The 23702-nt window shown below is 59.8% G+C and carries 22 protein-coding genes; 9 read left to right on the top strand and 13 right to left on the bottom strand.

Annotated features, from left to right (window positions below; genetic code table 11):
- Positions 1–13: 13 nt before the first annotated feature.
- From HNQ81_RS05075 to HNQ81_RS05085, 3 genes are all read right to left on the bottom strand, one after another.
- On the bottom strand, positions 14–3079 hold the full coding sequence (locus tag HNQ81_RS05075; RefSeq protein WP_183348964.1) for an FAD-dependent oxidoreductase: 3066 nt from the start codon (positions 3077–3079) through the stop codon (positions 14–16).
- Between the two features lie 123 nt (positions 3080–3202).
- Complete coding sequence (locus HNQ81_RS17770; RefSeq protein ID WP_275888843.1) at positions 3203–4660, bottom strand: 4Fe-4S dicluster domain-containing protein; 1458 nt, start codon at positions 4658–4660, stop codon at positions 3203–3205.
- A gap of 23 nt (positions 4661–4683) precedes the next feature.
- Positions 4684–5169 carry a hydrogenase maturation protease gene (locus tag HNQ81_RS05085; protein WP_183348966.1) on the bottom strand — a complete coding sequence of 162 codons (486 nt, stop codon included), beginning with the start codon at positions 5167–5169 and terminating at the stop codon, positions 4684–4686.
- A 294-nt stretch (positions 5170–5463) separates the two neighbouring features.
- Between HNQ81_RS05085 and HNQ81_RS05090 the strand changes: the two genes are divergently transcribed.
- Positions 5464–5637 (top strand): hypothetical protein, encoded by a 174-nt coding sequence (locus HNQ81_RS05090; protein ID WP_183348967.1) that lies wholly within the window; start codon positions 5464–5466, stop codon positions 5635–5637.
- On the opposite strand, the gene galE is transcribed toward HNQ81_RS05090, so the two are convergent.
- Positions 5628–6644 (bottom strand): UDP-glucose 4-epimerase GalE, encoded by a 1017-nt coding sequence (galE, locus tag HNQ81_RS05095; protein WP_183348969.1) that lies wholly within the window; start codon positions 6642–6644, stop codon positions 5628–5630. The two genes, HNQ81_RS05090 and galE, sit on opposite strands and share 10 nt — an antisense overlap.
- Before the next feature lie 326 nt (positions 6645–6970).
- On the opposite strand from galE, the gene ligA reads away from it, so the two are divergent.
- The 3 genes from ligA (at position 6971) to ltaE (ending at position 10426) form a co-directional block, all read left to right on the top strand.
- Positions 6971–8968 carry an NAD-dependent DNA ligase LigA gene (ligA, locus tag HNQ81_RS05100; protein ID WP_183348971.1) on the top strand — a complete coding sequence of 666 codons (1998 nt, stop codon included), beginning with the start codon at positions 6971–6973 and terminating at the stop codon, positions 8966–8968.
- 109 nt (positions 8969–9077) lie between these two features.
- Positions 9078–9407 (top strand): hypothetical protein, encoded by a 330-nt coding sequence (locus HNQ81_RS05105; protein WP_183348973.1) that lies wholly within the window; start codon positions 9078–9080, stop codon positions 9405–9407.
- Entirely contained in the window at positions 9404–10426 is a 1023-nt protein-coding gene (gene ltaE, locus HNQ81_RS05110; RefSeq protein ID WP_183348975.1) for a low-specificity L-threonine aldolase, read from the top strand. The genes HNQ81_RS05105 and ltaE overlap by 4 nt, the downstream gene beginning before the upstream one ends.
- A gap of 104 nt (positions 10427–10530) precedes the next feature.
- Here the strand turns inward: ltaE and HNQ81_RS05115 are convergent, their stop codons facing one another.
- From HNQ81_RS05115 to HNQ81_RS05140, 6 genes are all read right to left on the bottom strand, one after another.
- Positions 10531–10734 carry a cold-shock protein gene (locus tag HNQ81_RS05115; protein ID WP_183348977.1) on the bottom strand — a complete coding sequence of 68 codons (204 nt, stop codon included), beginning with the start codon at positions 10732–10734 and terminating at the stop codon, positions 10531–10533.
- Between the two features lie 113 nt (positions 10735–10847).
- Positions 10848–12083: a DEAD/DEAH box helicase gene (locus HNQ81_RS05120; protein ID WP_183348978.1), complete on the bottom strand. Its 1236-nt coding sequence runs from the start codon at positions 12081–12083 to the stop codon at positions 10848–10850.
- Between the two features lie 216 nt (positions 12084–12299).
- A complete protein-coding gene (locus tag HNQ81_RS05125) occupies positions 12300–12563 on the bottom strand; it encodes an RNA recognition motif domain-containing protein (protein ID WP_035232637.1) in 264 nt (87 codons plus the stop codon).
- Positions 12564–12787: 224 nt separating this feature from the next.
- Positions 12788–13672 carry an RluA family pseudouridine synthase gene (locus tag HNQ81_RS05130; RefSeq protein ID WP_205240273.1) on the bottom strand — a complete coding sequence of 295 codons (885 nt, stop codon included), beginning with the start codon at positions 13670–13672 and terminating at the stop codon, positions 12788–12790.
- Positions 13673–13786: 114 nt separating this feature from the next.
- Entirely contained in the window at positions 13787–15142 is a 1356-nt protein-coding gene (locus HNQ81_RS05135; protein WP_240191754.1) for a protein kinase domain-containing protein, read from the bottom strand.
- A complete protein-coding gene (locus HNQ81_RS05140) occupies positions 15139–16011 on the bottom strand; it encodes a metallophosphoesterase family protein (RefSeq protein ID WP_337833423.1) in 873 nt (290 codons plus the stop codon). The genes HNQ81_RS05135 and HNQ81_RS05140 overlap by 4 nt, the downstream gene beginning before the upstream one ends.
- Before the next feature lie 129 nt (positions 16012–16140).
- On the opposite strand from HNQ81_RS05140, the gene HNQ81_RS05145 reads away from it, so the two are divergent.
- Both HNQ81_RS05145 and HNQ81_RS05150 read left to right on the top strand, forming a co-directional pair.
- Entirely contained in the window at positions 16141–16590 is a 450-nt protein-coding gene (locus HNQ81_RS05145; protein WP_183348986.1) for an Hsp20/alpha crystallin family protein, read from the top strand.
- 32 nt (positions 16591–16622) lie between these two features.
- Positions 16623–17009 (top strand): Hsp20/alpha crystallin family protein, encoded by a 387-nt coding sequence (locus HNQ81_RS05150; RefSeq protein ID WP_183348988.1) that lies wholly within the window; start codon positions 16623–16625, stop codon positions 17007–17009.
- A 56-nt stretch (positions 17010–17065) separates the two neighbouring features.
- Here HNQ81_RS05150 and HNQ81_RS05155 read toward each other — a convergent pair whose 3' ends face one another.
- A complete protein-coding gene (locus HNQ81_RS05155; RefSeq protein WP_183348990.1) occupies positions 17066–18913 on the bottom strand; it encodes an ABC-F family ATP-binding cassette domain-containing protein in 1848 nt (615 codons plus the stop codon).
- Positions 18914–19229: 316 nt separating this feature from the next.
- Between HNQ81_RS05155 and HNQ81_RS05160 the strand changes: the two genes are divergently transcribed.
- On the top strand, positions 19230–20192 hold the full coding sequence (locus HNQ81_RS05160) for a M23 family metallopeptidase (protein ID WP_183348992.1): 963 nt from the start codon (positions 19230–19232) through the stop codon (positions 20190–20192).
- Here the strand turns inward: HNQ81_RS05160 and HNQ81_RS05165 are convergent.
- Complete coding sequence (locus tag HNQ81_RS05165; protein ID WP_221270827.1) at positions 20189–20350, bottom strand: hypothetical protein; 162 nt, start codon at positions 20348–20350, stop codon at positions 20189–20191. The two genes, HNQ81_RS05160 and HNQ81_RS05165, sit on opposite strands and share 4 nt — an antisense overlap.
- A 145-nt stretch (positions 20351–20495) precedes the next feature.
- Here HNQ81_RS05165 and HNQ81_RS05170 point away from each other — a divergent pair, with 145 nt between their 5' ends.
- Positions 20496–20771, top strand: coding sequence for a hypothetical protein (locus HNQ81_RS05170; RefSeq protein WP_240191752.1), 276 nt, complete (start codon positions 20496–20498; stop codon positions 20769–20771).
- Between the two features lie 107 nt (positions 20772–20878).
- Here the strand turns inward: HNQ81_RS05170 and HNQ81_RS05175 are convergent, their stop codons facing one another.
- Complete coding sequence (locus HNQ81_RS05175) at positions 20879–21199, bottom strand: TusE/DsrC/DsvC family sulfur relay protein (protein WP_183348996.1); 321 nt, start codon at positions 21197–21199, stop codon at positions 20879–20881.
- 492 nt (positions 21200–21691) lie between these two features.
- On the opposite strand from HNQ81_RS05175, the gene HNQ81_RS05180 reads away from it, so the two are divergent.
- Positions 21692–23587, top strand: a complete 1896-nt coding sequence (locus HNQ81_RS05180; protein WP_183348998.1) for a SurA N-terminal domain-containing protein — start codon at positions 21692–21694, stop codon at positions 23585–23587.
- The last annotated feature ends 115 nt before the right edge of the window (positions 23588–23702 follow it).

Below are 23702 nucleotides of genomic sequence, written 5' to 3' on the forward strand. Positions count from 1 at the left end.
TTCGCCATGCCCATCAGACCGCAAGCGCCGCCCGAACCTGGCTGCTGATCTGCTTCATGGTAAAGCCGGCGATATAGACGCCGCGCTTCGGACAGGTTCCCTGACACAGACCGCAACCCTTGCACTGGGCCTTGTTGACGCTGATGATCCGCTTGCCCTCGCCGCCTTCGGTGTCGGCCTCGATCGTCATCAGGGTGATGGCGTTGTAGGGGCAGACGTCGACGCACAGAGCGCAGCCGTCGCAGTAATCGGGGTCGACGGTGGCCTTCACCGCATCGAGCGACACCTGCGATTTCGACAGCAGCGTGGCGGCCCGGGCCGAGGCGGCCAGGGCCTGGGCGACCGACTCTTCGATCGGTTTGGGATAATGGGCGAGGCCGGCCACGAACATGCCGTCGGTCGAAAAATCGACCGGCCGCAGCTTGGCATGGGCCTCCTGGAAGAAGCCATCGTTATCGACCGGGATCTTGTAGAGCTTGGCGAGGTCGACGGCGTCCGTCTTCGGCCTGATCGCCGAGGCGAGAATCACCATATCGGCCTTGATCTTCAGCGGCCGATGCAGGACATGGTCCCAGACCTCGACGTTGACATGGCTGCCGTCTTCGGTGACCAGCGGTTTGCCGTGCAGTTCATAGTTGATGAAGATGACCCCCATCTTCCGGGCCTGGCGATACAGGGCCTCGCGCTGGGCATAGGTCCGCATGTCGCGGTACAGGATATAGACGTTGCGGGACGGATCCTCCTTCTTCAGCCCGATCGCCGCCTGCACCGAGTGGGTGCAGCAGACCTTGGAGCAGTACATGTGCCCGGACTCGCGGGAGCCGACACACTGGATGAAGACGAAGTTCCTGCTGGACTTGATGTGCTTCTCCTTCAGCTCATGGAGCTTGTCGAATTCGATGGAGGTCACCACCCGCTTGATCTCGTTGTAGCCATACTCGTTCGGCGAATAGATGCTGCCGCCGGTGGCGATGATGCCGACACCGTGGGCGATGACGGTGGAGATCCCGCTCCGCGAGGTTATCGTCGACTTGAAGTTGCCGACGAACCCGTCGACGGCGGTGACTTCGGAGCCTTTATGGACGGTGATCCTGTCGTTCCACAGGACCTTCTCGACCAGTTTGGCGACCCGGGTCGGGATATGCTCGCCGGACCAGGTGTGCTTCAGGTACAGGGCGTTGCCGCCGAGGGTCTCGGTCCGCTCGATGAGGTTGACATCGAATCCCTGTTCGGCCAGATTCAAGGCGGCGGTCATGCCGGCGACCCCACCGCCGACCACCAGGGCCGACTGGGTGATCGGCACGGCGATCGGTTGCAGCGAGGCGCCGTAGGTGACCTTGGCGACCGCCATCCGCACCAGATCCTTGGCCTTGGCGGTGGCATGGCTCGGGTCCTTGCTGTGGACCCAGGAGTTGTGGTTGCGGATATTGGCCATCTCCACCAGGTACTCGTTGAGCCCGGCCGACTTCAGGGTCTCGCGGAACAGGGGCTCATGGGTGCGCGGGGTGCAGGCGGCGATGACGATGCGGTTGAGGTTCTGCTCCTGGATGCGTTTGGTGATCTGCTCCTGGGTATCCTGCGAGCAGGAGAAGAGGTTGCGCTCGACATAGACGACGTTCGGAAGCGTTGCCGCGTAGTCCTCTACCGCCTTGACGTCGACCACCCCGGCGATGTTCGAGCCGCAGTGACAGACGAAGACCCCGATCCGCGGGTCTTCGGCGCTGACGTCCTTCTCCTGGGGAAAGGTCGCCTCGGTCGTCAGCTCGTGCCGCGCCGGGGAGAGCAGGTCGGCGACCGCCGCCGCCGCGGCCGACCCCTCGACGACCGACTGGGGGATATCCTTCGGCCCGGCAAAGGCGCCGCAGGTGAAGATCCCGGCCTGGGAGGTCTGGACCGGGGCGAAGTCGGAGGTGGCGGCGAACTTGTCGGCGGTCAGCTGAATGCCGGTCGTCTCCGCCAGTTGAAGGACGTGCTTCGGGGTCTGCAGCCCGACCGAGAGGACGACCATGTCGTAGTACTCCTCGACCTGACGCCCCTTCTCGTTGATGTAATGGATGCGCAGGTCGCCGTTGGTTCCCTGCGGCTCGATGCCGTTGACGCGGCAGCGGACGAAACGGACGGCCGATTCATCCTTGGCCCGCTCGAGATACTTGTCGAAATCCTTGCCGTGGGTCCGCATGTCCATATAGAAGATCGTCGTCGCCAGCCCCGGCACGTGATCCTTGGCGATGACCGCCTCCTTGATCGCGTACATGCAGCAGACCGAAGAGCAGTAACCGTTGCCGCACAGGTTCTCGTCGCGGGAACCGATGCACTGCAGGAAGGCGACCTTGGTGACCGGCTTGCCGTCGGAGGGACGGACCAAGTGGCCCTCGGTCGGTCCGGAAGCCGACAGATAGCGCTCGAGCTGGAGGGCGGTGATGACGTTCGGCATGATGCCGTAGCCCCAGACCTGGGCCGGTCGAGGATCGTAGGCCTCGAAGCCGGGGGCGAGGATGACGGCGCCGACGTTGACCTGATGGACCTTCTCGACATCGTCGAAATTGATCGCCCCGGCGTCGCAGACCTTCTCGCAGAAGCCGCAGGCCCCCGGCTTCTGCAGCCGGATGCAGCTGACCGGATCGATCTGGTACTTCAACGGGACCGCCTGGGCGTACTTGACATAGATGGCCTTGCGCTTGCCGGTGCCGGCGTCGTACTCGCTGTCCACCTTCTTCGGACATTTCTCGGCACAGGCGCCGCAGGCAATGCACTTGTCCATGTCCACATAACGTGGAGATTCTTTGATCGTTACGGTAAAGTCCCCGGCAGCTCCGGTTATCCCGGTTACTTCGCTCAGGGTCATCAACTTGATATTTAAGTGCCGACCGCACTCAACCAGTTTGGGCGCGATTATTCACATCGAGCAGTCATTGGTCGGGAAGGTCTTGTCGAGCTGGGCCATGGCCCCGCCGATCGCCCCTGATTTTTCGACCAGGTAGACGTAATACCCGGAGTCAGCGAGATCCAGGGCTGCCTGCATCCCCGTGACGCCACCTCCCACAATCATTACCGAGCCAACTTTCTTCGTGTCCAGCATGACAGGTGCTCCTCTTGTATAATAGTGCATACCCCGAATTGCCGAGAATCGCGGGGTACTTCATAGTGTTCAAGCCCTTGCCGGCAAGCAGCAGGAACCGCGGGTCGTTGAATTCCGCTTCTCTTACTGTTTGTTCGGCATGATCAGCGAATCCGCGACCAGCTCCCAGATGTACTTGACCTCGATGCCGAGATCGTACTCCTTGTTCAGTGACTTCATGATCTGGTCACGGCAGTTGTGACACGGGGCGATGACCAGATGTGCGCCCGATTCAGAGATCTGCCGGGCCTTGGTTCGACCGTAGTAGACCCGTTCGGCGCTGAACGGCATCGCCCAGGCGCCGCCGCCGGCGCCGCAGCAGTAGGCCTCCATCCGGTTCGGATACATCTCGCGCAGATCGGGGCAGCAGGCCCGGGAGATATCCCGGCCTTCCTCGAAAAATGCCTGACCGAAGGCCCTGAAGGATTTGCGGCCATAGTTGCAGGGATCATGAAAAACGGCGGGCATGGTGTGGATGGTGTTATCCAACTGGATCTTCCCTGCCCTGATGTATTCCATCAACAGTTCGAAAACCGAGACGATCTTGAACTCGTTGAAGACTTCCGGGAACCACCTGTTCAACCCGGACCGGGTTGCAAAGTAGGCGTGGCCTCATTCGGGGAGGAGGAGAACCTTGCAGTTCAACCTCCGCATGTTGTCGACGATCCGGCCGACAATGACCTTCATCGCCGCGTCGTCACCGGAGAACAGACCCCAGTTGACGCCTTCCCAGTTCTCCGAGGCGATGGTCCAGGACTCACCGGCGGCGTGGAAGATCTTCCACCAGAACTTCATGTCGTCCGGCTCGCCGTAGGGCTCCTTGGAGTTGATGGTGACGAGCACCCTGGCGCCGTGGACATCGATCGGGGTGACAAAGCCGGGGCAGCTGTCGGCGGCCAGTTCCTCACCCAGTTCCTGGCACAGGAAGACGAAGTCGTCCTTGGGGATGCCGAGATTGTTGCCGCGCTCGAGGCACATCACGACCCCCTTGTGGATCGGGCCGGGAACCTTGTCGCGGTCGCGGAGACCGCGAAGCCTGCGCATCAGGGCGACGATCTGGATGTTGGCGGGGCAGGAGGCCTCGCATTTGCCGCACATCGTGCATTTCCACGGCCACTGACTGGCAACCAGTTCCTGGTCCATGCCGAGGACCGCCATGCGCACGATCTTGCGGGGATCGAGGCCGTCGACACCGGCAATCGGACAGGCGCTGGCGCAGGTGCCGCAGGTCAGACAGGCATCGGCCCAGCTCGGGTCGACGGCGATCTCGCTGTGATGCCCATCCAGATCCAACGCTGGAATCTCCTGCTCGGCCCTGGCCTCCATCGTCTTGACGGTGGTGAGATCAACATGGCTGTCCGGGCGGATATGCGGCTCACGGCCGAACTTCTGACAGAGGACCTGATAATCGTTGAACTTCATCAGATACTTGCGCCCGGGACCCTCCTTGGCGGGAAGCGTCCCGGCGGCGATCCAGTTGCGTATGGTGTTCCGGTGAACACCAAACTCCTCTGCCATTTCGCTGACTCTAAATTCATACATCATACACGGTCACCTCATTGAGCTTATTCAGAAAGAATGTGTAACACCTTCTCACATGCCACAGAGACGGCAGCAGACATTGCCGGCGACAGTCCCGGGGTTATTTCATCGGGAATGGTCTCGACCTGGGCGGCCAGGATAACGACGCGCACACCGGTATGCTGTTCCAGTTCGACCAGCAGGTTGACGGTGGGAAATTGATGGAGGGAAAAATCGTGAATTTTCTTCGGGGGAATTGCCGAAGTATCCATAAGAAAGACATCGCCGGGCTCGCGGTCGGGAAAATCAACCGCGTCGAGGACGATGATCCGGTCAGGCCGGCCCTCTGCCGTCAGGATATAATCAAAAAGATACTCACGGATGCCGGTGCCGGCATCGATCGCCTCCACCCCTGCCGGCAATTGATAGCGGGAGTTGAGGGCGTCGACGACTGCCGGACCGTAGCCGTCATCACCCATGACGACGTTGCCGCAACCGAAGACCACAGTCGAGATATTTTCTTGTGCCATTGTGCAAACAGTGCCTCTTGTTAATTTTAATGCGACGTTACCATTGCCCCGGATCAATATCAAGAGAAATTATCAATAATGATCTGAGCCATTTAATTTATTGATATCGACATCTGCATTTGCCTTGAAACTTGATATCAACCTGGAATCACGACAAAAAAAGAAAGAAAGCCTCGCATCCACCATCCCCGGCAGCCCCTCGACCCGTCGGCGAACGTCCACCGTCAGGAAGATTAACCATCAGACAATTCAGCCAGTTACCTGTTAATCCGGTTAGACATGCGGGAATTTCGAGTGATCCGGGAAGAAACCCGGCACGACGAGAGGAAAGAAACCGGCGGCACGACCTGTCGGGATGACAGGCGCCACCCCCTGAGGCGGGTGCTTGACCGTGAAGGACAAGGTGCGGCGATGACGAACCGGATGACGAGGCTGGTTCGCCCCGCCGGCGACCGGCGTCAGCGATAGCCGGAGGGGTTGGCGATCTGCCAGCGCCAGGCGTCCTCGCACATCTGCCGGACGTCCCGTTCCGCCTTCCATCCCAGCTCTTCCGCCGCCCTGGCCTGATCGGCGTAGCAGATCGCGACATCCCCGGCCCGGCGGGGGGCGAGGCGGTAGGGGATTTTCCGGCCGCTGGCCCCCTCGAAGGCGGCGATCATTTCGAGAACGCTGCAACCGCGGCCGGTGCCGAGATTGTAGATCGCGACCCCGGGTCGCTGCCGGAGGCGGAGCAGGGCCTTTTCATGGCCCAGGGCGAGATCGACGACATGGATATAATCGCGAACCCCGGTGCCGTCCGGGGTGGGATAGTCGTCGCCGAACACCGACAGGCACTCCAGTTGCCCGACGGCGACCTGGGCGATGTAGGGCATCAGGTTGTTGGGGATGCCGAGCGGGTCTTCGCCGATCCGCCCGCTGGCATGGGCACCGACCGGATTGAAATAGCGGAGCAGAATGACGTTCCAGAGAGGGTCGGCGATGTGGAGATCGCGCAGGATCTCTTCGATCATCAACTTGGTGCGGCCGTAAGGGTTGGTGCAGGAGAGGGGAAAGTCCTCGGTGATCGGCACGGTGGCCGGATTGCCGTAGACGGTCGCCGACGAGCTGAAGACGATGTCCCTGACCCCGTGGGCGGCCATGACCTCGCACAGCACCAGGGTGCCGCCGAGGTTGTTGCGGTAATAGCGCAGCGGGGCGCCGACCGATTCGCCAACCGCCTTCAGTCCGGCGAAGTGGATCACCGCGTCAAACGGCGTCGGGGTGCCGCGAAAGACGGCATCGATCGCCTCCTTGTCGCAGAGATCGGCGCGGTGGAAGACCAGGTCCCGGCCGCTCAGTTCCATGACCCGCCGCAGTGATTCCTCGCTGGCGTTGCAGAGATTGTCGATCACCGTCACCTGATACCCGGCCTGCAGCAATGCGAGACAGGTATGGCTGCCGATGTACCCTGCCCCTCCGGTCACCAAGATATGCATGTTCCCCCCACCGGTTTTTGTGCGATCGATCCCTGCCGCCGGCATGGATACCGGATCAGGCCCTGCAGCCCACGCCGACGACTGCAAGGCAAGCATAGCCGGATAGCCGCCGGCGGGCAACAGGAAAGCCGGAGTGCCGTGCGCCGGCAGATGTTTGCGCCGGGCGCAAAATAGTTTAGCCAGGGCCGGCGGATGGGGTATATACTTGATTCGAAGATCCCCTTGCCGGAAGTCACATACTGTATATTGCAACGATGTATGCCGCGGCCGGAGCGACACCATCGCCCAGGCCGGCAGGATCCCCAATCCACCGGAAGAACGACGACATGGATGACGCCCAGCGCATACTCGAACTGCGCCGCCAGCTCAACGACCACGGTTACCGCTATTACACCCTCGACGCGCCGACGATCTCCGATGCCGAGTACGACCGGCTGTTCCGGGAACTGCTTGATCTCGAGTCCCGTCACCCGGAACTGGTCACCGAGGACTCGCCGAGCCGGCGGATCGGCGCCCCCCCCCTGGACAGCTTTACCCAGGTGCAGCACCGCCTGCCGATGCTCAGCCTCGAGAACGCCTTCACCGAGGCCGACATCGTCGCCTTCGAGGAGCGGCTGCGGCGCTTTCTCAACCTCACCGAAAAGCCGGCCTATGTCATCGAGCCGAAGCTCGACGGCCTTGCCGTCGAACTGGTGTACCGGGATGGCCTGCTGGTCCAGGGATCGACCCGCGGCGACGGCCAGACCGGCGAGGACATCACCGACCAGATCCGCACCGTCAAGTCGATCCCGCTGCGCCTGCATCACCCGGCTCCCGACCTGCTCGAGATCCGGGGCGAGGTCTACATGGAAAACGACGGCCTCACCAAACTCAACGAACAGCAGCTGCAGGCCGGCCGCCCCCCCTTCGCCAACCCGCGCAACGCCGCCGCCGGCTCCCTGCGCCAGCTCGACCCGGCGATCACCGCCAGACGGCCGCTGAAGTTCTTCACCTACGGGGTTGCCACCCCGAAGGACACCGGCTGCAGCGGCCAGTACGAACTCCTGAACTACCTGGCGACGCTGGGCCTGCCGGTCAACCAACTGACCCGGCGCTGCCCGACGATCGCCGAGGTCATCGCCGGCTTCGCCGAATTCGCCGCCCTCCGCCACAGCCTGCCGTATGAGATCGACGGCATGGTCATCAAGGTCGACTCCTTCCAGCTCCAGGACCGGCTGGGCAGCAAGGTCCGGGCCCCACGCTGGGCCATCGCCTGCAAGTTCCCGCCGCAGCAGGAGACCACCCGCCTGATCGACGTCGAATTCCAGGTGGGACGGACCGGAGCGATCACCCCGGTCGCCATCCTGCAACCGGTCACCGTCGGCGGGGTCACGGTCAGCCGGGCCACCCTCCACAATCAGGACGAACTGGCCCGCAAGGACCTGCGGATCGGCGATACCGTCCTGGTCCAGCGGGCCGGCGACGTCATCCCCGAAATCGTCTTGGCGATCACCGCACAACGCGACGGCACCGAAACACCGGTCGTCATGCCCACCCTCTGCCCGGCCTGCCGCCAGCCCCTGACCCGGCCGGCCGGTGAGGCGGTGACCCGCTGCCAGAACCTGCACTGCACCGCCCAGCGGCTGCAGGGGCTGATCCACTTCGCCTCGAAGGCCGGCCTCGATATCGAGGGGCTCGGCAAAAAAAATGTCGAACAGCTCCTCGAGCTGGGATTGATCACCGATATTCCCGACATCTACACCCTCGAGCCGAGTTCGCTGGAGAACCTCGACGGCTGGGGGACGAGGTCGGCGGAAAACCTCGTTGCCGCGATCAGGGCCAAGACCAGGCCGCCGCTCGGCCGCTTTCTCGCCGCCCTCGGCATCCGCTATATCGGCGAGATCAGCGCCGCGGTCCTGGAATCGCACTTTTCCTCGCTGGCCCAGCTGCGGCAGGCGACCCGGGAGCAGCTCCTCGAGATCGAGGGCATCGGCGAGCAGGCGGCGACGAGCCTCATCGACTTCTTCACCAGCCGGCGCGGCCGGGAACTGCTGCAGCGCCTCGAGGACATCGGCGTTCAACCGCTGCCGCCGGCCGTCGACACCGGCAGCCAGCCGCTGGCCGGCCATGTCGTCCTGTTCACCGGCAGTCTCCAATCGATGTCACGGGATGAGGCCAAGAAGCTGGTCAGAGACCATGGCGGCCAGATTGCGACATCGGTGACCCAGAAGACCACCCACATCGTTGCCGGCGACAAGCCCGGGTCGAAGATCAGGAAGGCGGAAGAGCTCGGCAAGCAGATCCTGAGCGAGGACCAGTTTCTGGCCCTGATCGGATCCAGATAGATCGATCCCCGAGATTCGTCTCAGCGCGGGATAAAGAGCGGGGCTCGGCATTTCCCAGCAGATGACAGTGAAAAATTCTGCAGGCCAGCTCCTATGAAAGCCTGATCCTGTGCTCGACCTGGGCAGAAATCTCCACGCCAAAGGCGGCAACCTCTACCTTTACGACGTCAAGGAGGGGGCCTGCGATCACTTCATGTTTTTCGAATATCTCCTTGAAATCGGAGCCGAAAACATCTATGAATCAAAGGCTGGGGCCATTGCCGGGATTTTCGGCGCCCTCGACAGGGATACCTGCCGGCGCTGCCGGGCCAGGATCTTCGAGGAGTGCGCAACCGTCCCCCCTGCCTCGGAGGTATCGACAAATACCGTTCCGGGATCATTGCCGTCGTACGCTGTGGCAGAGCTCATCCCCGGCCAACGAACAACGGAAAAGGCATGAAGATCATTGATTTACGCAGTGATACCGTGACCAGGCCGACCCCGGCGATGCGCCGGGTGATGGCCGCCGCCGAGGTCGGCGACGACGTCTACGGCGACGACCCGACCGTCAACCGGCTCGAGGCAACCGCCGCCGACCGCCTCGGTTTCGAGGCCGCCCTCTTCACCTGCAGCGGCACCCAGGCCAACCTTCTCAGCATCATGACCCACTGCGCCAGGGGCGAGGAGTATATCGTCGGCCAGCAGGCCCATACCTATAAATATGAAGGCGGCGGCGCCGCCGTGCTGGGCAGCATCCAGCCGCAGCCGCTGGATCTCGAGGCTGACGGGACGCTCGATCTGAAACGGGTGGCCAGGGCGATCAAGCCCGATGACTTCCACTTCGCCCGGACCCGACTGCTGTGTCTGGAAAATACCCAGGGCGGCAAGGTCCTGCCCCCCGACTATCTGCAGAAGGCCGGCGAATTTGCCAGGGAAAGGAAACTGCGACTGCACCTCGACGGCGCCCGCATCTTCAACGCGGCGGTCAAACTGGGGATGGATGTACAAGAATTAACGGCACCTTTCGATTCGGTGTCGGTCTGTCTGTCGAAGGGCCTGGGCGCCCCCGTCGGCTCGCTGGTCTGCGGCGATCGGGAGTTCATCAAAGAGGCGCGGCGATGGCGCAAGGTCTGCGGCGGCGGCATGCGGCAGGCCGGAATCCTGGCGGCGGCGGGACTGCACGCCCTCGCCCACCATATCGACAGGCTGGCCGATGACCATGACAACGCCGGCCGGCTGGCCAGGGGATTGCAGAAGTTTGAGGCGTTACAAGTAGATCCGGCCACGGTGCAGACCAACATGGTCTTTGCCGGCATCGAGGCCGATCTCTGTCAAAAACTGGCCGACGACCTGCAGGCCGAAGGGATTCTCATCAGCCCCGGCAACCCGCTCCGGCTGGTGACCCATCTCGATGTCAACCGTCGCGACATCGGTCGTGTACTCAAGGCCGTCGGCGCCTTCTTCCACCGACAGACCTGAAACAGGTCGAAGCCGCCGGACGCAGAGACGAAGGCCTTCAGCCGAAAATTTCCCATCAATGCGCACATCCCCCTTCCAGCGGGAGAGGTGCGCAGGGATGTTTTTTATCTCACTTTCTTGACGTTTGCTGCAGCCGGTCCTTTCGCCCCGGAAACAATGTCAAATGTCACCCGGGCACCTTCCTCAAGCGACTTGAACCCGTCTCCCTGGATTGCCGAATGGTGGACGAAAACGTCGTTGCCGCCATCCTGAGCGATAAAACCAAAGCCTTTTGCATCATTAAACCACTTCACTGTTCCTTCAGCCATTGTACTGCTCCCTTGTACTCGGTCACTCTGTGACCTCTTTGTTCTCAAACCGGCCGATCTTCGATCTTCCGGCAAGCCGCCCGGAACGCCCGGGCAGCCATCTCTCCCGGCGATTACAGGCCGAAATCAAACGATCTCGCCCGTCCCCGCCTGGTTTTTCCCCGCGTATCGCCACCGCTGACCGGGCCGACCGGGGATACCTTTTTCACTGCCTCGACCGCAACCGCCGGTTGTCGGCTCGGACGCGCAACCTTCTTGATCGATACCGCGGTGCCAAGCGTCTTCTGGATCTGCCTCACCAACTGGGTGTCGTCACCGGTGGCGAAGGTGAACGCATCGCCGACGCAGGTGGCCCGACCGGTTCGGCCGGTCCGGTGGGTGTAGGCCTCGAAGGTGTCCGGCATATCGAAATTGATCACATGCGATAGCCCGGACACATCGATCCCTCTGGCGGCAATATCGGTGGCAACCATGATGGTGTAGGTTCCCCGCTTGAACCCTTCCAGGGCCTGCTGCCGTTTCGGCTGCGACATGTTCCCCTGCAGGGCGGTGGCCTTGAATCCGGCCTTGTCGAGGACCTGGGCCAGGCTCCGGGCCTTGTGCTTGGTCCTGGTGAAGACCAGGGCGTTACGGATATCGGGCTGGAGAAGAATCTCCTGCAGCAGGGCGGACTTGCCGGCCTGCTCGACCTGATAGATCGAGTGGCTGACCGTGTCGATCGGCCGCTGGTGATCAATCTGCACCGTTACGGCGTCGGCAAGGATGTCCTCGACCAGATGGCGCACCTCGCGGGGCATGGTGGCCGAAAAGACCAGGGTCTGCCGTTGCTGCGGCGTCTGCTTGATTATCCGGCGGATATCCGGCAGAAATCCCTTGTCGAACATGTGATCGGCCTCGTCAAGGACCAGCATCTCGACATGGCGCAGATCGACGGCCCTATCCTGCAGGTGGTCGAGGAGCCGGCCGGGACAGGCGACGATGATCTCCACGCCTTCCCGCAATTTCCGTGCCTGCACGGATTTGCTGACACCGCCGTAGATGACGGTGCTGCGAATCCTTGTCCCCGCCGCCATCCGCGCGAAGTACTCGTGAATCTGCTCGGCCAGTTCACGGGTCGGAGCGATTACCAGGGCCTGGACTCCTTTCTTAGGATGCTGAAGACAACGCTGCAGGATCGGCAGAACAAAGGCTGCCGTCTTGCCGGTGCCGGTCTGGGCCAGGCCCAGGACGTCACGCCCGGCGAGAACGGGGGGAATGGCCTGCTGTTGAATCGGGGTCGGACTGGTGTAACCGCTGGACTTGACGGCGGCAGTGATGTGGGGGTGAAACTGAAAGACAGAAAAACTCATTCAAACTCCTGGCACCTTTTCAAGGTGCTGTATATATGCTTTTCCCGCTTCCATCCCGAATGGAAGGAAAAGGGACGCCATCTCATTCTCAATAATTGAAAACGAAAAATGTCTTCAGCACATTCGATCGTCAACGGGGAAGCGGGACATCCGTTCTGCATTGAAATCCGTGCCGATGGCAGATGGTTGCGTGGTAAAGGGGACAAGCGCCGCGGATCAGAATCGCCGCCCTTTTTTCTTGGGGGGCTTGGCCTCGTTGCAGACGAGGGTCCGATGTTTATAGACCTTGCCGTTGAGATCCTCCATAGCCTTATGTCCTTCTGATCTGGTCGACATCTCGACAAATGCAAAACCCTTGGAACGACCGGAAAAATGATCGGTAACCAGATTGGCGGCAACGACGCTGCCATAGGTTCCGAAAAGGGTCACAAGTTCCGGTTCGGTGATATCGAAGGGAAGACTACCGACAAAAAGTTTCATACTGGATCTCCTTTAACGTAGTCAGCAGAAACTTTGGCGGCATCAGGCGGTGCGATAGTAAGACACTGCTGGAGGCGGGAAAGTGTATGCTCAAAATAATTGTAAGATTGTCATCTTAAAAGGATCCATCAATTAATGCAAGACAATTCGGCAGCCGAGGTTAACACAGACTGCTGGCGAGATCTCCACCCAATCCCTGCCGCGGTCTCCAGGAGGAATGGTGATCATTTCACAGCGAACAACCGCAGGAACGACGGAGGAACAGCACTCTCAAACCGACAGGGGACATTGTCGACGGGATGGATAAAGGCCAGGACCTGGGCATGCAGAGCGAGGCGCTTGATGGGATTGCTGATCGCCCCGTATTTCTTGTCTCCCACGACCGGATGACCGATATCCTGGAGGTGGACCCGGATCTGGTGCTTGCGCCCGGTCTCGAGGGAAAGGCTGAGCAGCGAATAATCGCGATTGCCCTTGATCGTCCGGTAATGGGTGACCGCCCTCTTCCCCTGGTCCGGCTTCCGGCTCGAATACACCTTGAATGCGGCACTTTCCGTCAGCCAGGAGGTCACCGTCCCCGCCGCTGGTTCCACCTGGCCCTCCACCACCGCCACGTAGGTGCGCTCGGTGATCGTCGACATCCAGGTCTCCTGGATCCTGTCCCGGATGCCCTCGTTTTTGGCGAAGAGCAGCAGCCCCGAGGTTTCCCGGTCGATGCGGTGGACGATGAAGATCTTGGCGGCGGGGTCCCGCTCTTTGACGTAATCGCTGAGGATGCTGTAGGCCGTCCGCCGTTTTTCCGTTTCGGTGGCAACGGTCAGCAGCGCCGCCGGCTTGTCGATGACAATCAGATCGCGATCCTCGAAGACGATTCGTATCCCGTGGTAGAGCCGGTTGAAGGGGATTTTTTCCCACCGTACCCTGATCTGCTGGCCCGGATGCAGGGGATGATCGAACTGCGTGACGACCTTGCCGTCCACCGAGACCTGCCTGTCGCGCAGGACGGCCTTGATGGTGTTGCGGCGCTTCGCCGGAACGCTGTCGACCAGGTATTTCAACAACTCCGTTTCACCCTTGACGACCAGGACAAGTTCTTCTCTGTCTTTCAAGCTATCAATACGATGTCGATTTCTCGGTTTTTTTTTCATCACGTCCATGGGGTGGCTTGAAGGGGAGCGACGGCGAGGCGTCCGCTGGCGGCATCACCGTTTTGATGCGGTGTTTCAGATGGAACAGACGGCGCAGACGGAAGCGGTCCCATCCTTATCCAGCCGCTCGGCGAAACACTCGACGATATCGACCATCCATGCCTGCCGCAGGGAACACCAGTCGCCGCTCCACAGCCAGTGTATCTTCCGGGAAAAGAGCGGGGGGAGGCAGAAATCCCGCTCGACGGTGGGAGGGCGGAGAATGGTCAGCAACTCCGGCAGGGTCGGCAGCCGCCAGTCGCGCCGGCCGGCCCAGCCCTGCCGCTTCAACTGCTCCACATACTCTCCCGCCTGCCTCCAGTCAAGCGGGAATTCCGAGCCCTGCCCCTGCCACAGCAAGCCGGTCAGGGGATCGAGGACAAGCCGGTCGCCCCCTGACCGCAATTGGTGTGGGTGGTATGCGGTCGGTCGCATCAACCGGTCGAGACCGACTTCCGCCTGCACCTGGCAATGACGGATGCGTTGTGCCTCCCGGCGCATGATCACCGCCGAACCCCGCTCCTCCTCGTCCTCCTCGTCCTCCTCGAACCGGCATCCGGCCGCCGAGGTCGCCTTCCAGGCGGCATAGACATCCTCCAGGCTCGAACGCATCCGCCTGGCGGTGGCGAACCGGTGCGACGGTTCGGGGGCAAGGCCGGACATGATCCACTCGTCCCAGCCTCCTCCCAGATCCGGCCGCAGACTGCTCGGCAGCGGCACGTCCCCCTGCGCCGGGGCAGCCAGGCGCCCGGTCAGGAGCCGATAGGCGAGCATCGCGGTGCTATAGATATCGGCCCGCTCGTCCGCCGCTTCGGGCCGGATTTCCTGCTCCGGGGCGGCATAGAAGGGCGACCCGACCTGCAGGCCCTTGATCCCCTGCCGCTCTTCGCCGCGAACCCGGGACAGACCGAAGTCGATGATCTTCACCCGGTCGTCGCCGGTCAGCATCAGATTGAAGGGTTTCAGATCCCGATGGACAATGCCGGCGAAGTGGAGGCGCTCCAACCCCTTCAGGGTCTGCAGCAGATAGCGGGTGGTCTTGGCGACCGAGATCGTGCGCGAGGGCCGCTCGACCTCGTAGGCTTCGCCGATCAAGGTGCCGAGCGAATGGGCGTAGTACTCGAGGACGATGAAGGGGTGGCCGCCTGCCTCGTCACAGTCCACCACCCCGGCGACATGGGCGTGGGCGATGCCGCCCATGATCCGGGCTTCGTCGAAGAACGCCTGCCGCAGCAGGTCCTCGCCGGCGAGATCGACCAGCAGTTCGTCCCGGGGGGCAAGGACCTTCAGGGCGACAATCCTGCCGGTGAGCGGCGCCCGCCCCTTGTAGACCACACTCATGCCGCCCCGGCCGAGACGGCCGACGACCTCGTATCTGCCGAGTTGATTCATGACCGGCACAGCCTCTCGGCATAGGCATCGGGAAAGCCAAGCCGACGGATCTTGGCGACGGTGATCCGGCAATCGTAGGGAACGAACAGCACCTGCAGCAACCGGGTGACCGAGTCCCACACCAGGTACTTGGCCCTCAGGTCGCCGTCCCGCGGCTGGCCGACGCTGCCGGCATTGACGATCTGCCCCATGTCCTCCGGCAGCCTGATCGTCCCCTCGGCCAGCGGCATACGGACGATCTCTCCCTCCGTCTGCCGCACGAGCTGCAGGTCATGGGTATGACCGACAAAATAGAGCGATAGCGGGGATGAAGCGAAGAGTTCGGCTATCTTCCGATCAGTCTGTCTGAACAGGTAGATGAAAACCGATTCGGGCGGAAAACCGTGGACGAACAATGCCTCGGCCAGCAGCACGGAGCGCGGCAGACTGCGGCAATAGGCCAGGCTCTCTTCGCCAAGGAGCTGCTCGGTACGGACGTTGTTCTCCCGGGCCTGAAAATTCATCCACCGTCTCGCCTCCGTCGACTGCAGGGCCGCTTCGTGGTTGCCGAGTATCGCCAGGCATTTCAGTCTTCGCACCAACCGGACAACCCCCTCGGGATCGGGGCCGTAACCGATCATATCCCCGAGACAGACGATCCGGTCCACCTCCCTGGCCCGGAGGTCGATCGCAACCGCTTCCAAGGCCTCCAAATTTCCATGAATATCTGAAAGAATCGCGATCCGCATATCCTTGCCGGCTGATTGTCGATGAAATCGAGGCGTACCTTTCAGTTCCAGACTAGACCAAAGCAAAGTCGAGAGGCAAGTACTTTCACCGCCGGCTTGTCCCGCGAATCGCGACGCACACCACTTTGCAGCACTTGACATGCACCGGAGGCCTTCTTATTTTCTTTTTCGCATACCAAAATTATATATAATTTCAATCGAGTACAATTAGCAGCAACAGATCAGGCCATCTTTCCATCAGTCCATCCATAACCAACAGGAGGTGCAGTTATGCGAACGCGATTTCATGATCTGCAGCAGATGCTATCATCGATGGATGCCTTGCGGGACACCTTCAATCTGCTGAGCGGCGAGACATATGACCGTCTGCCGCGCTTCGAGGGCGGCTGGGGAACCCCTGACGGGTGGCCCAAGATGAACCTGTACGATACCGGAGAACAGCTGGAAATGCGCATCGAACTCCCCGGTTTCGCCCGGGAAGACATCCAGATCAAGGTCCAGGGCAATTACCTCGAGATCAGCGGCTCACGCAAGGCGGCCGGGCCGGAAGGATATACCGTCCACCGCCGGGAACGGGAGAACCCGACCTTCACCCGGAGCATGACGCTTCCGATCGAAGTCGACAGCGGCCTGGCCTCGGCCTCGATCAAGAACGGCATGCTCAGTCTTGTCCTGCCGAAAAGCGTTGCGGCACGCCCGCAGCAGATAACCATCCGCTGATGAAACGAGACGATCTGAACAGGAGGTCTGCCATGACACAGGAAAACCCGATCGCCCAGACTGAAAAGACGGCCGTGGAGAAACCGGCAAAACTCACCGTGCTGATCCCCAGCGTCGATATCTACGAGAACAACGATGAATATCTCGTGTACGCCGATCTGCCGGGAGTGAAGAAGGAGGATGTCAGCATCGATCTCGATAACGGCCAGCTGACCTTGATCGGCAACCGGTACGTGGAGGCGGTCAAGGGCCAGCTGATGGCAGAATTCAGCTCCGCCCAGTACCGCCGCGTTTTTTCCGTACCGCAGGGGATCGATCTTGCCAGAGTCGACGCCGAACTCACCGACGGCGTCCTCAAACTGCACCTGCCCAAATCGGAGGCAGTCAAACCGCGGAAGATCGAGATCCGCGAAGGCTGACCGGCGTCAACGGCCTGCGTCGGGGCGGGCAACGATACCGTCTGCCCCGGCGCCGATCAACCTCCGCTCTCCTTTTTGGCGTCGAGTTCAGCCCAGCGGTCGTACAGGGCATCGATCTCCTCGCCGATCTGTTGAAGATTCTCCCAGCACTCGGCAAGCCGGGCCGGATCGGCGACCGTCTCCGGCAATTCCATCGTCTGCTGCAGTCCTTCGTGCACAACCTCGGCGGCCGCAATCCGCTCCTCGAGCTGATCGAACTCGCGCTGTTCCAGGTACGAGAGACGGCCGGCCTTCTTCCGCCCCCCTTCGTCGGCAGACCCGGCCGTCACCGGCGCCGCCGCGGGACGATCAGCCTTTTCCCGTTCCTGGATATGGAACAGCCACTGTTCGTAATCGGCATACCAGGCCACGCCGCCGATGCCATCGAAACCGAGAATCCGGTCGCAGACGGCATCAAGCAGGAAGCGATCATGGGTGACCAGGACGAGGGCCCCGGGAAATTCCTGCAGGCTTTCCTCGAGGACATCGAGTGAGGGGATGTCGAGATCGTTCGTCGGTTCGTCAAGGAGCAGGATATCGGCCGGCTGCCGCATCAACGCGGCGATCAGGATGCGGGCCTGTTCACCGCCTGAGAGCTGTCCCAACGGCGTCTCCAGCTGGTCGACACGAAAGAGAAATTTTTTTGCCCAGGACACCACGTGCAGAGATCGCCCCTGATAGACGACAGCGTCGCCATCCGGGGCCAGGGTCCGGCGCAACGTTACCTCCGGTTGGATCTGCTCACGTCTCTGGTCAAAACTGACGATACGGACCCCGTCGGCCGGCTTCAGGACCCCGGCATCCGGTCGCAGGCCCGCAGGATCAACGGCTGCGGCGAGAATCTGCATCAGGGTCGACTTCCCGCAGCCGTTTCTGCCCAGCAGACCGATCCTCGATCCCGGTGAGAGCTGGATATCAAGGCCGGAGAACAGCGTTTTGCCGGCAAATGATTTGGCGATACCGGTTCCCTCGAGCAGCTTTCTGGTTTTTCGCCCTGTCGCCTCGAAGTCGATCTGCACCGCCGAAGAAGCACGGTTGCGCGTCCTGACCCGGCTGAGTTCGTCCTGGAGACGGCCGGCCTCGTCAATCCGGTATCTGGCCTTGGTCGCCCGCGCCTTCGGTCCGCGGCGAAGCCATTCCGTCTCGCGTCGGACCTTGTTGGCAAGGCGTTCCTCCGCCTGGGTCTGAAGCGCGAGAAAGGCGGCCCGCTCTTCGAGAAACCTGGAGTAGCTGCCGTCAACCTGAAAAATCCCGTCAGGATACACTGCCGACAGCTCCGAAACCCGGTTGGTGCAGTTTTCGAGGAACTGCCGATCATGACTGACCAGCAGGAAGGCGGAAACCCCCATCCCCTGCATGCCATTGAGCAGACCTTCGAGCCAGAGGATTCCTTCGATATCGAGATGGTTGGTCGGCTCATCCATCACCAGCACATCCGGGGAGACAAGAAGCGATCGACAGATGGAGAGCCGCTTGCGCCAACCGCCGGACAATTCACCGACCGGGACCTTGTCCGCCCTGAACCCGGCGAGACTGAGCAGGGTCTGGACCCGGGTATAGCGTTCGGTCTCGGTAAAATGGGAATCCTGAAGTGCTTTAAGGAGGGTATCGGTGGCGGTCGCCTGCTCGTCGAACCTATCGGCCTGGGCGAGATAGCTGATCCGGGCAAGTTTCTGACAGACGACCTGACCCGAATCCGCATCCTCGATACCGCAGAGGATCCGCAGCAGCGTAGATTTCCCCGATCCGTTGGGGCCGACAAGCCCGATCCGTTCCCCTGTCGCAATCGACAGGTTGATATTGTGAAAGAGCGTGCGGGCGCCATACGATTTGCTCAGGCCTTTGCCGATGATCAGATTGGCCATTGTCGCCTCTTGTCGATCGAGTGGAGATCCGCTCCGGTGACGATTCGCACCGCTGCCGGAACTGGGAAGCGGCCGGGAGCTGCCGGCCGCGACTGGTCATACTGAAAGCTCATCAGATTCAATTCTGCCATGGTGTCAAAGGCGTGGTTTGGTTGTGCAATCAGGCATTGGTCCTTTTATTGTTGAACTATTGCCCTGTCAAGAGTATAAATTAGCCGGTTTTTCTGACGGCTCCTATCCTGCTGACGGTATAGGTTATTTAGTTATCACAACTAGTTATGTGATAGAGACATGCTAACCAGTATGGAACAAGTGAATGAGCAATCATTTTTACATCATCCTCACCAGCGACAGCGGCAAAACCCGCCGCCTCTCCATCGATAGAAAGATTTTGACCGTCATCAGCGGCATGGTCCTGCTGACCCTTGTGGCTCTGGTCGTTTCATCATCGTTGACCCTGGGCCTTTTTGCTACCAACCGCCACCACGCCAAACAGATCGGCCATCTCCGCGAGCAGCTCCGGCACAGCACGCAACTCCTTGCCAGACAACAGCAGAGTTCAGAGCAGATGAAACAGCAGATGAGCCTTGAAATTGCCAACCTGGAGATGGACAAGGCCCGGCAGGCCGCTTCATTTTCCGAGGAAAAAAACGAGATCATCGCCTCCACCGTCTCCGAATTGAATGCCCGGAGTGAACACCTCAAAGAGGTCATGGATTCACTCGGCCTCAAGATCAAAAGGAGCTCTTACGCCAGACAGGACAGCGGCGGCCCCTTCGTCCCCAGCGACAACAGCGAACACGATCAGCTGCTCGTCACGACAGAAAAATATCTTGAAACGGTTCGCTACACACCTTTAGGCAAACCGGTTCCCGGCCCCATTTCCTCCCGGTTCGGTTCTCGTCTGGACCCTGTGAACAATGAGGGCGCCTATCACACCGGCCTCGATTTCCGGGCCGGCAAAGGCGACAAGGTCTTTGCGACCGGCGCCGGTGTTGTCGTCATGGCCAGCCGGAACGGAAACTATGGAAACAATGTCCAGGTCGACCATGGCAACGGCTATGTATCGAGTTTCGCCCACCTCGACCGCTTCCTGGTCAAGAAGGGGGATCGTGTCGAGCGAGGGCAGGTCATCGGCCTGGTCGGCAGCACCGGCAGGACCACCGGCGCCCATCTCCACTATGAAATTTCTCTCAACAACAAGACGATCAATCCGGAAAAGTTGATGCAAGTTGCCGGCATTACCCTCCCTGGCCCCCGCCCTTCGACCAGGAATTAATCACCAATCGCGATATCACCGAAGGAGATCATCTCATTCTCAGTGAGACCGGAAAAATCATCGGCAACATCAGGGCAGTCTCGTTTAACCGTTACGGCACCCTTGAAGGTGATGTCCAGGCCAGCAGCGTTATCGCCAGAAAGACCTGATCGAGTCATGACAGAATCGAAGATATGAACCTGACAGTCGAGCCTGGTGCAGCGATCGACGGCGAGCTCAGAACCGCGGCCAAAGATCTGCGTCAAAGCGAAGAAAGAGAACAGACTCCATCGTCGTCATCTCCTGCCGTCGCTGGCGACACCCATGAGTAACCCCTCCCGCAGATCTCCGCGCCCCCGCACGCTGACCGAGTCGGCATTCATCCCGCGCATCAAGTGCCCACATTGCGGCAATGATCTCGAATTCTTTGAAGTCAGTGAAGATGCAGTTGTCGTCACGCACTACGTCCAGAATCCGGACAGCAGTTTTTCCATCGAGGACAGAAGTATTCAGTCAACAGGAGAAAGCCGACTCTTCTGTGGAAGCTGCGAGGAAGATCTGAGCGAGTTGCATCAACGCTTCTCCAATATGATTTTCTAACCGGCCAGGATATTACTTTTCCCCACGGAGAAATGTCCACCTGGCATAAAAAAAGGGCTGCCGATCGGCAGCCCTTTTTTTATATCCTTATCGCTCTGATTCTGGAATCAGACGCAACCGGTCGGTTTAGGAAGACCAGCCATCTTGCAGGCTCCCTTGCCGGGTCCTGACGGGAACAGCTCATAGATCCTCTTGAGCGGGAAACCTGTGGTCTTGGAGAGAATACGGACCATCGGGGCAATACCGTTCTTCTTATAGTACTCCTGCAGAGCATCGATAACCTTGGTATGCTCATCGGTCAGTTCGGAAATACCTTCAGAACTTTTTACATAGTCTACCCAATTGTCATTCCACTCTTCCATTCCCTTGAGCAGGAATCCATCCTCATCTACCTGGAAGGTCGAACCGTTGTGTTCAAGCGTTGGCATTTTAAAACCTCCTTAAATATTTTTCTGTGGCTCTCACCGTTGTTTGAGTCGGCTGAAAACTAATTACGCCTTATTACTATAGGGATAAAAGTTTGTCAAGTGAATGGGCAATCATTTATAATTTCGCCGTCTCTTCAAGCAGACACTCGGATTTGCTTATTTTTCAACAGCTCATCGCCCGGCATCGAACCCCTGACGCAGGGTTGATCCGGACGGTTTGAATCAGATCCTCCCTGCTACCCGGGAAGTCTGGGCCCTACACTAATCGATATCTTGCATATGTTCAAATATTATTCCGCCTTTTTCCCAGACCTCTCTGCAGGCCGATATGATCTGTGTCCATGCCGCCTCGTGTCCGGTCCGTACCTCCGGTTTTACTTGCATGGAGGAAGAAGAAAGAGTAAATCCATGTAGACCTGCGACAAATAATCAAGAGGAACCTCTTTCTCCTCCTCCCTTCAACGCCTGCCTATCCGCCATTTCACGACAACCATGCTCCAGATACTTCGCAACAAGGCCCAATCAACATTCATACAGATCATCGTCGTCATTATCGCCCTCGTTTTCATTTTCTGGGGGGTCGGCACCAACATGATGAACACCAGAGAGGTTGCCCTCACCGTCAACGATGAGGAAATCACCTTTCAGCAGTTCCAGGAATCATACGACCAGGCCATCGCCAACCTGAGCGGCCAGTTCGGAGGCACCCTGCCGAAAGGTCTGGAAGAATCGCTGGGCATCAAGCAACAGGTCATCGAGCAGCTGATTCAATCTTCGCTGCTGCGCCAGGGTGCGGCCGAAATGGGGATCAGGATAAGCGCCGAGGAAGTTCGCGACAGGATCACTTCTTTGCCGCAATTCCAGCAGGATGGCCAGTTCAACATGGAACGCTACCAATCCCTGCTCGCCGCCAACCGTCTCACTCCCGCCACCTTCGAGTCGTCAATGCGGCACGACATGCTTTCCGACCGGACAGTCCAGGATATCGGCAAGTTTGTCACCCTTGTCCCCCAAAACGACATCGAGGATCTGTACAATCAGCAGAACGAAACCGTATCCGTCCAGTTTGTCAGGATGGATTCCACCTCGTTCAAAGAGGATATAAAGGTCGAAAAGGCCGAGTTGCAGAAGTGGTTTGACTCGGCAAAGGACAAGTATCGAACGGCCCCGGAGATCAAACTGAGATACCTCGCCTACACCTTTGACGATCTCAGCCGGAAAATCACGGCCGACGATGAACAGGTACAGGCCTATTATTCCGACAATATCGATTCCTACAGAACACCCGAACAACGTCGTGCCAGACATATCCTGCTGGCTGCAAGCGACAAGGACAGCCCTGAACACCACCAGGAACGACGGCAGAAAGCTGCAGAAATTATCGATATTCTCAAAACGAACAGCGACTTCGAAGCACTGGCGAAACAATACTCCGACGATCCGAGTAAAGACAACGGCGGCGATCTCGGATTTTTCTCACGCGGGAGCATGGTGCCGGAGTTCGACGCCAAGGTCTTTTCAATGCAACCCGGACAAATAAGCGATATCGTCAAGACCGACTTCGGCTATCACATCATCAAACTCGAGGAGGTCAAGCCTTCCGCCACCCGTCCTCTCGACGAAGTTCGTGCAGAAATCGTTGAGATCATCAAAGGTCGAGAGGCGAAACAGATGGCCTTTCAGCTTGCCAATGGAGCCTACGAAGGCATCATCAAAGCCGGCAATCTCAAGGCCTACACTGACGCCCACCCGGACGCCGACCTGAAGGAGACGGACTTCTTCCTCCAGGAGCAGCCGCCGAAAGAAATCGGAGCCAACCAGAAACTGCTTGACGCCGCTTTCGCCCTGAACAAGGGGGAGTTGAGTTCACTGATCGAAACCGATACCGGCTACGCGATCCTTTTTGCCATCGATAAAAAACCACCCGTCGTTCCACCTCTGGCGATCGTCGAGGAAAAGGTCAAGGCCGACTTTATCTCCACCAAAGCGGAAGAAAAGGCACGCACCACGGCGCTATCGATGCTCGAGCAGCTTAAAAAGGGGAAAACCCTACAACAGCAGACCGCCGGCACCGCATTTCAGGTCACCACCTCCGGCGATCTGCGTCGCAACGCCGCCAACCAGACTTCCGCCTTCCCCACAGACCTGCACCCACAGGCCTTCATGCTCTCAAAATCTTCCCCCTTGCCGGAGGAGGTTGGCCAGGTCGGGGGTACGTTCTATGTCTCTGCCTTCCAGGAACGAAAACCACCGGCAAAAAAAGCTGATGAGCAGACAATCCAACAGTATCGGGAGGCCCTTGTCCGTTTCAATCAGCAGCAGCTGTTGACGGCATGGATCCGCAATCTGGAGAACCAGGCCAAGGTACGTCGTCATAAGAGCCTGTAATCATCGATGGACAAGGCGGGGCACCACCTTGCCCGTGGTTCGCCGCCCGCATCCCGCCGCTCCAGCCTGCCAGGATCTCGTCAGCCTCTTCAAACGCGATGCCTACGCTTCTACT

Origin of the sequence: Desulfoprunum benzoelyticum (assembly GCF_014201505.1) — a bacterium.
Taxonomy (GTDB): Bacteria; Desulfobacterota; Desulfobulbia; order Desulfobulbales; family Desulfocapsaceae; genus Desulfoprunum; species Desulfoprunum benzoelyticum.

Excerpts from the sequence above, each read along its gene's own strand:
- HNQ81_RS05085 (WP_183348966.1), bottom strand. The coding sequence starts at position 5,169 with ATGGCACAAGAAAATATCTCGACTGTGGTCTTCGGTTGCGGCAACGTC.
- galE (WP_183348969.1), bottom strand. The coding sequence starts at position 6,644 with ATGCATATCTTGGTGACCGGAGGGGCAGGGTACATCGGCAGCCATACC.
- ligA (WP_183348971.1), top strand. The coding sequence starts at position 6,971 with ATGGATGACGCCCAGCGCATACTCGAACTGCGCCGCCAGCTCAACGAC.
- ltaE (WP_183348975.1), top strand. The coding sequence starts at position 9,404 with ATGAAGATCATTGATTTACGCAGTGATACCGTGACCAGGCCGACCCCG.
- HNQ81_RS05115 (WP_183348977.1), bottom strand. The coding sequence starts at position 10,734 with ATGGCTGAAGGAACAGTGAAGTGGTTTAATGATGCAAAAGGCTTTGGT.
- HNQ81_RS05120 (WP_183348978.1), bottom strand. The coding sequence starts at position 12,083 with ATGAGTTTTTCTGTCTTTCAGTTTCACCCCCACATCACTGCCGCCGTC.
- HNQ81_RS05125 (WP_035232637.1), bottom strand. The coding sequence starts at position 12,563 with ATGAAACTTTTTGTCGGTAGTCTTCCCTTCGATATCACCGAACCGGAA.
- HNQ81_RS05135 (WP_240191754.1), bottom strand. The coding sequence starts at position 15,142 with ATGAATCAACTCGGCAGATACGAGGTCGTCGGCCGTCTCGGCCGGGGC.
- HNQ81_RS05140 (WP_337833423.1), bottom strand. The coding sequence starts at position 16,011 with ATGTCAAGTGCTGCAAAGTGGTGTGCGTCGCGATTCGCGGGACAAGCC.
- HNQ81_RS05145 (WP_183348986.1), top strand. The coding sequence starts at position 16,141 with ATGCGAACGCGATTTCATGATCTGCAGCAGATGCTATCATCGATGGAT.
- HNQ81_RS05150 (WP_183348988.1), top strand. The coding sequence starts at position 16,623 with ATGACACAGGAAAACCCGATCGCCCAGACTGAAAAGACGGCCGTGGAG.
- HNQ81_RS05155 (WP_183348990.1), bottom strand. The coding sequence starts at position 18,913 with ATGGCCAATCTGATCATCGGCAAAGGCCTGAGCAAATCGTATGGCGCC.
- HNQ81_RS05160 (WP_183348992.1), top strand. The coding sequence starts at position 19,230 with ATGAGCAATCATTTTTACATCATCCTCACCAGCGACAGCGGCAAAACC.
- HNQ81_RS05165 (WP_221270827.1), bottom strand. The coding sequence starts at position 20,350 with ATGACTCGATCAGGTCTTTCTGGCGATAACGCTGCTGGCCTGGACATC.
- HNQ81_RS05170 (WP_240191752.1), top strand. The coding sequence starts at position 20,496 with ATGAGTAACCCCTCCCGCAGATCTCCGCGCCCCCGCACGCTGACCGAG.
- HNQ81_RS05175 (WP_183348996.1), bottom strand. The coding sequence starts at position 21,199 with ATGCCAACGCTTGAACACAACGGTTCGACCTTCCAGGTAGATGAGGAT.
- HNQ81_RS05180 (WP_183348998.1), top strand. The coding sequence starts at position 21,692 with ATGCTCCAGATACTTCGCAACAAGGCCCAATCAACATTCATACAGATC.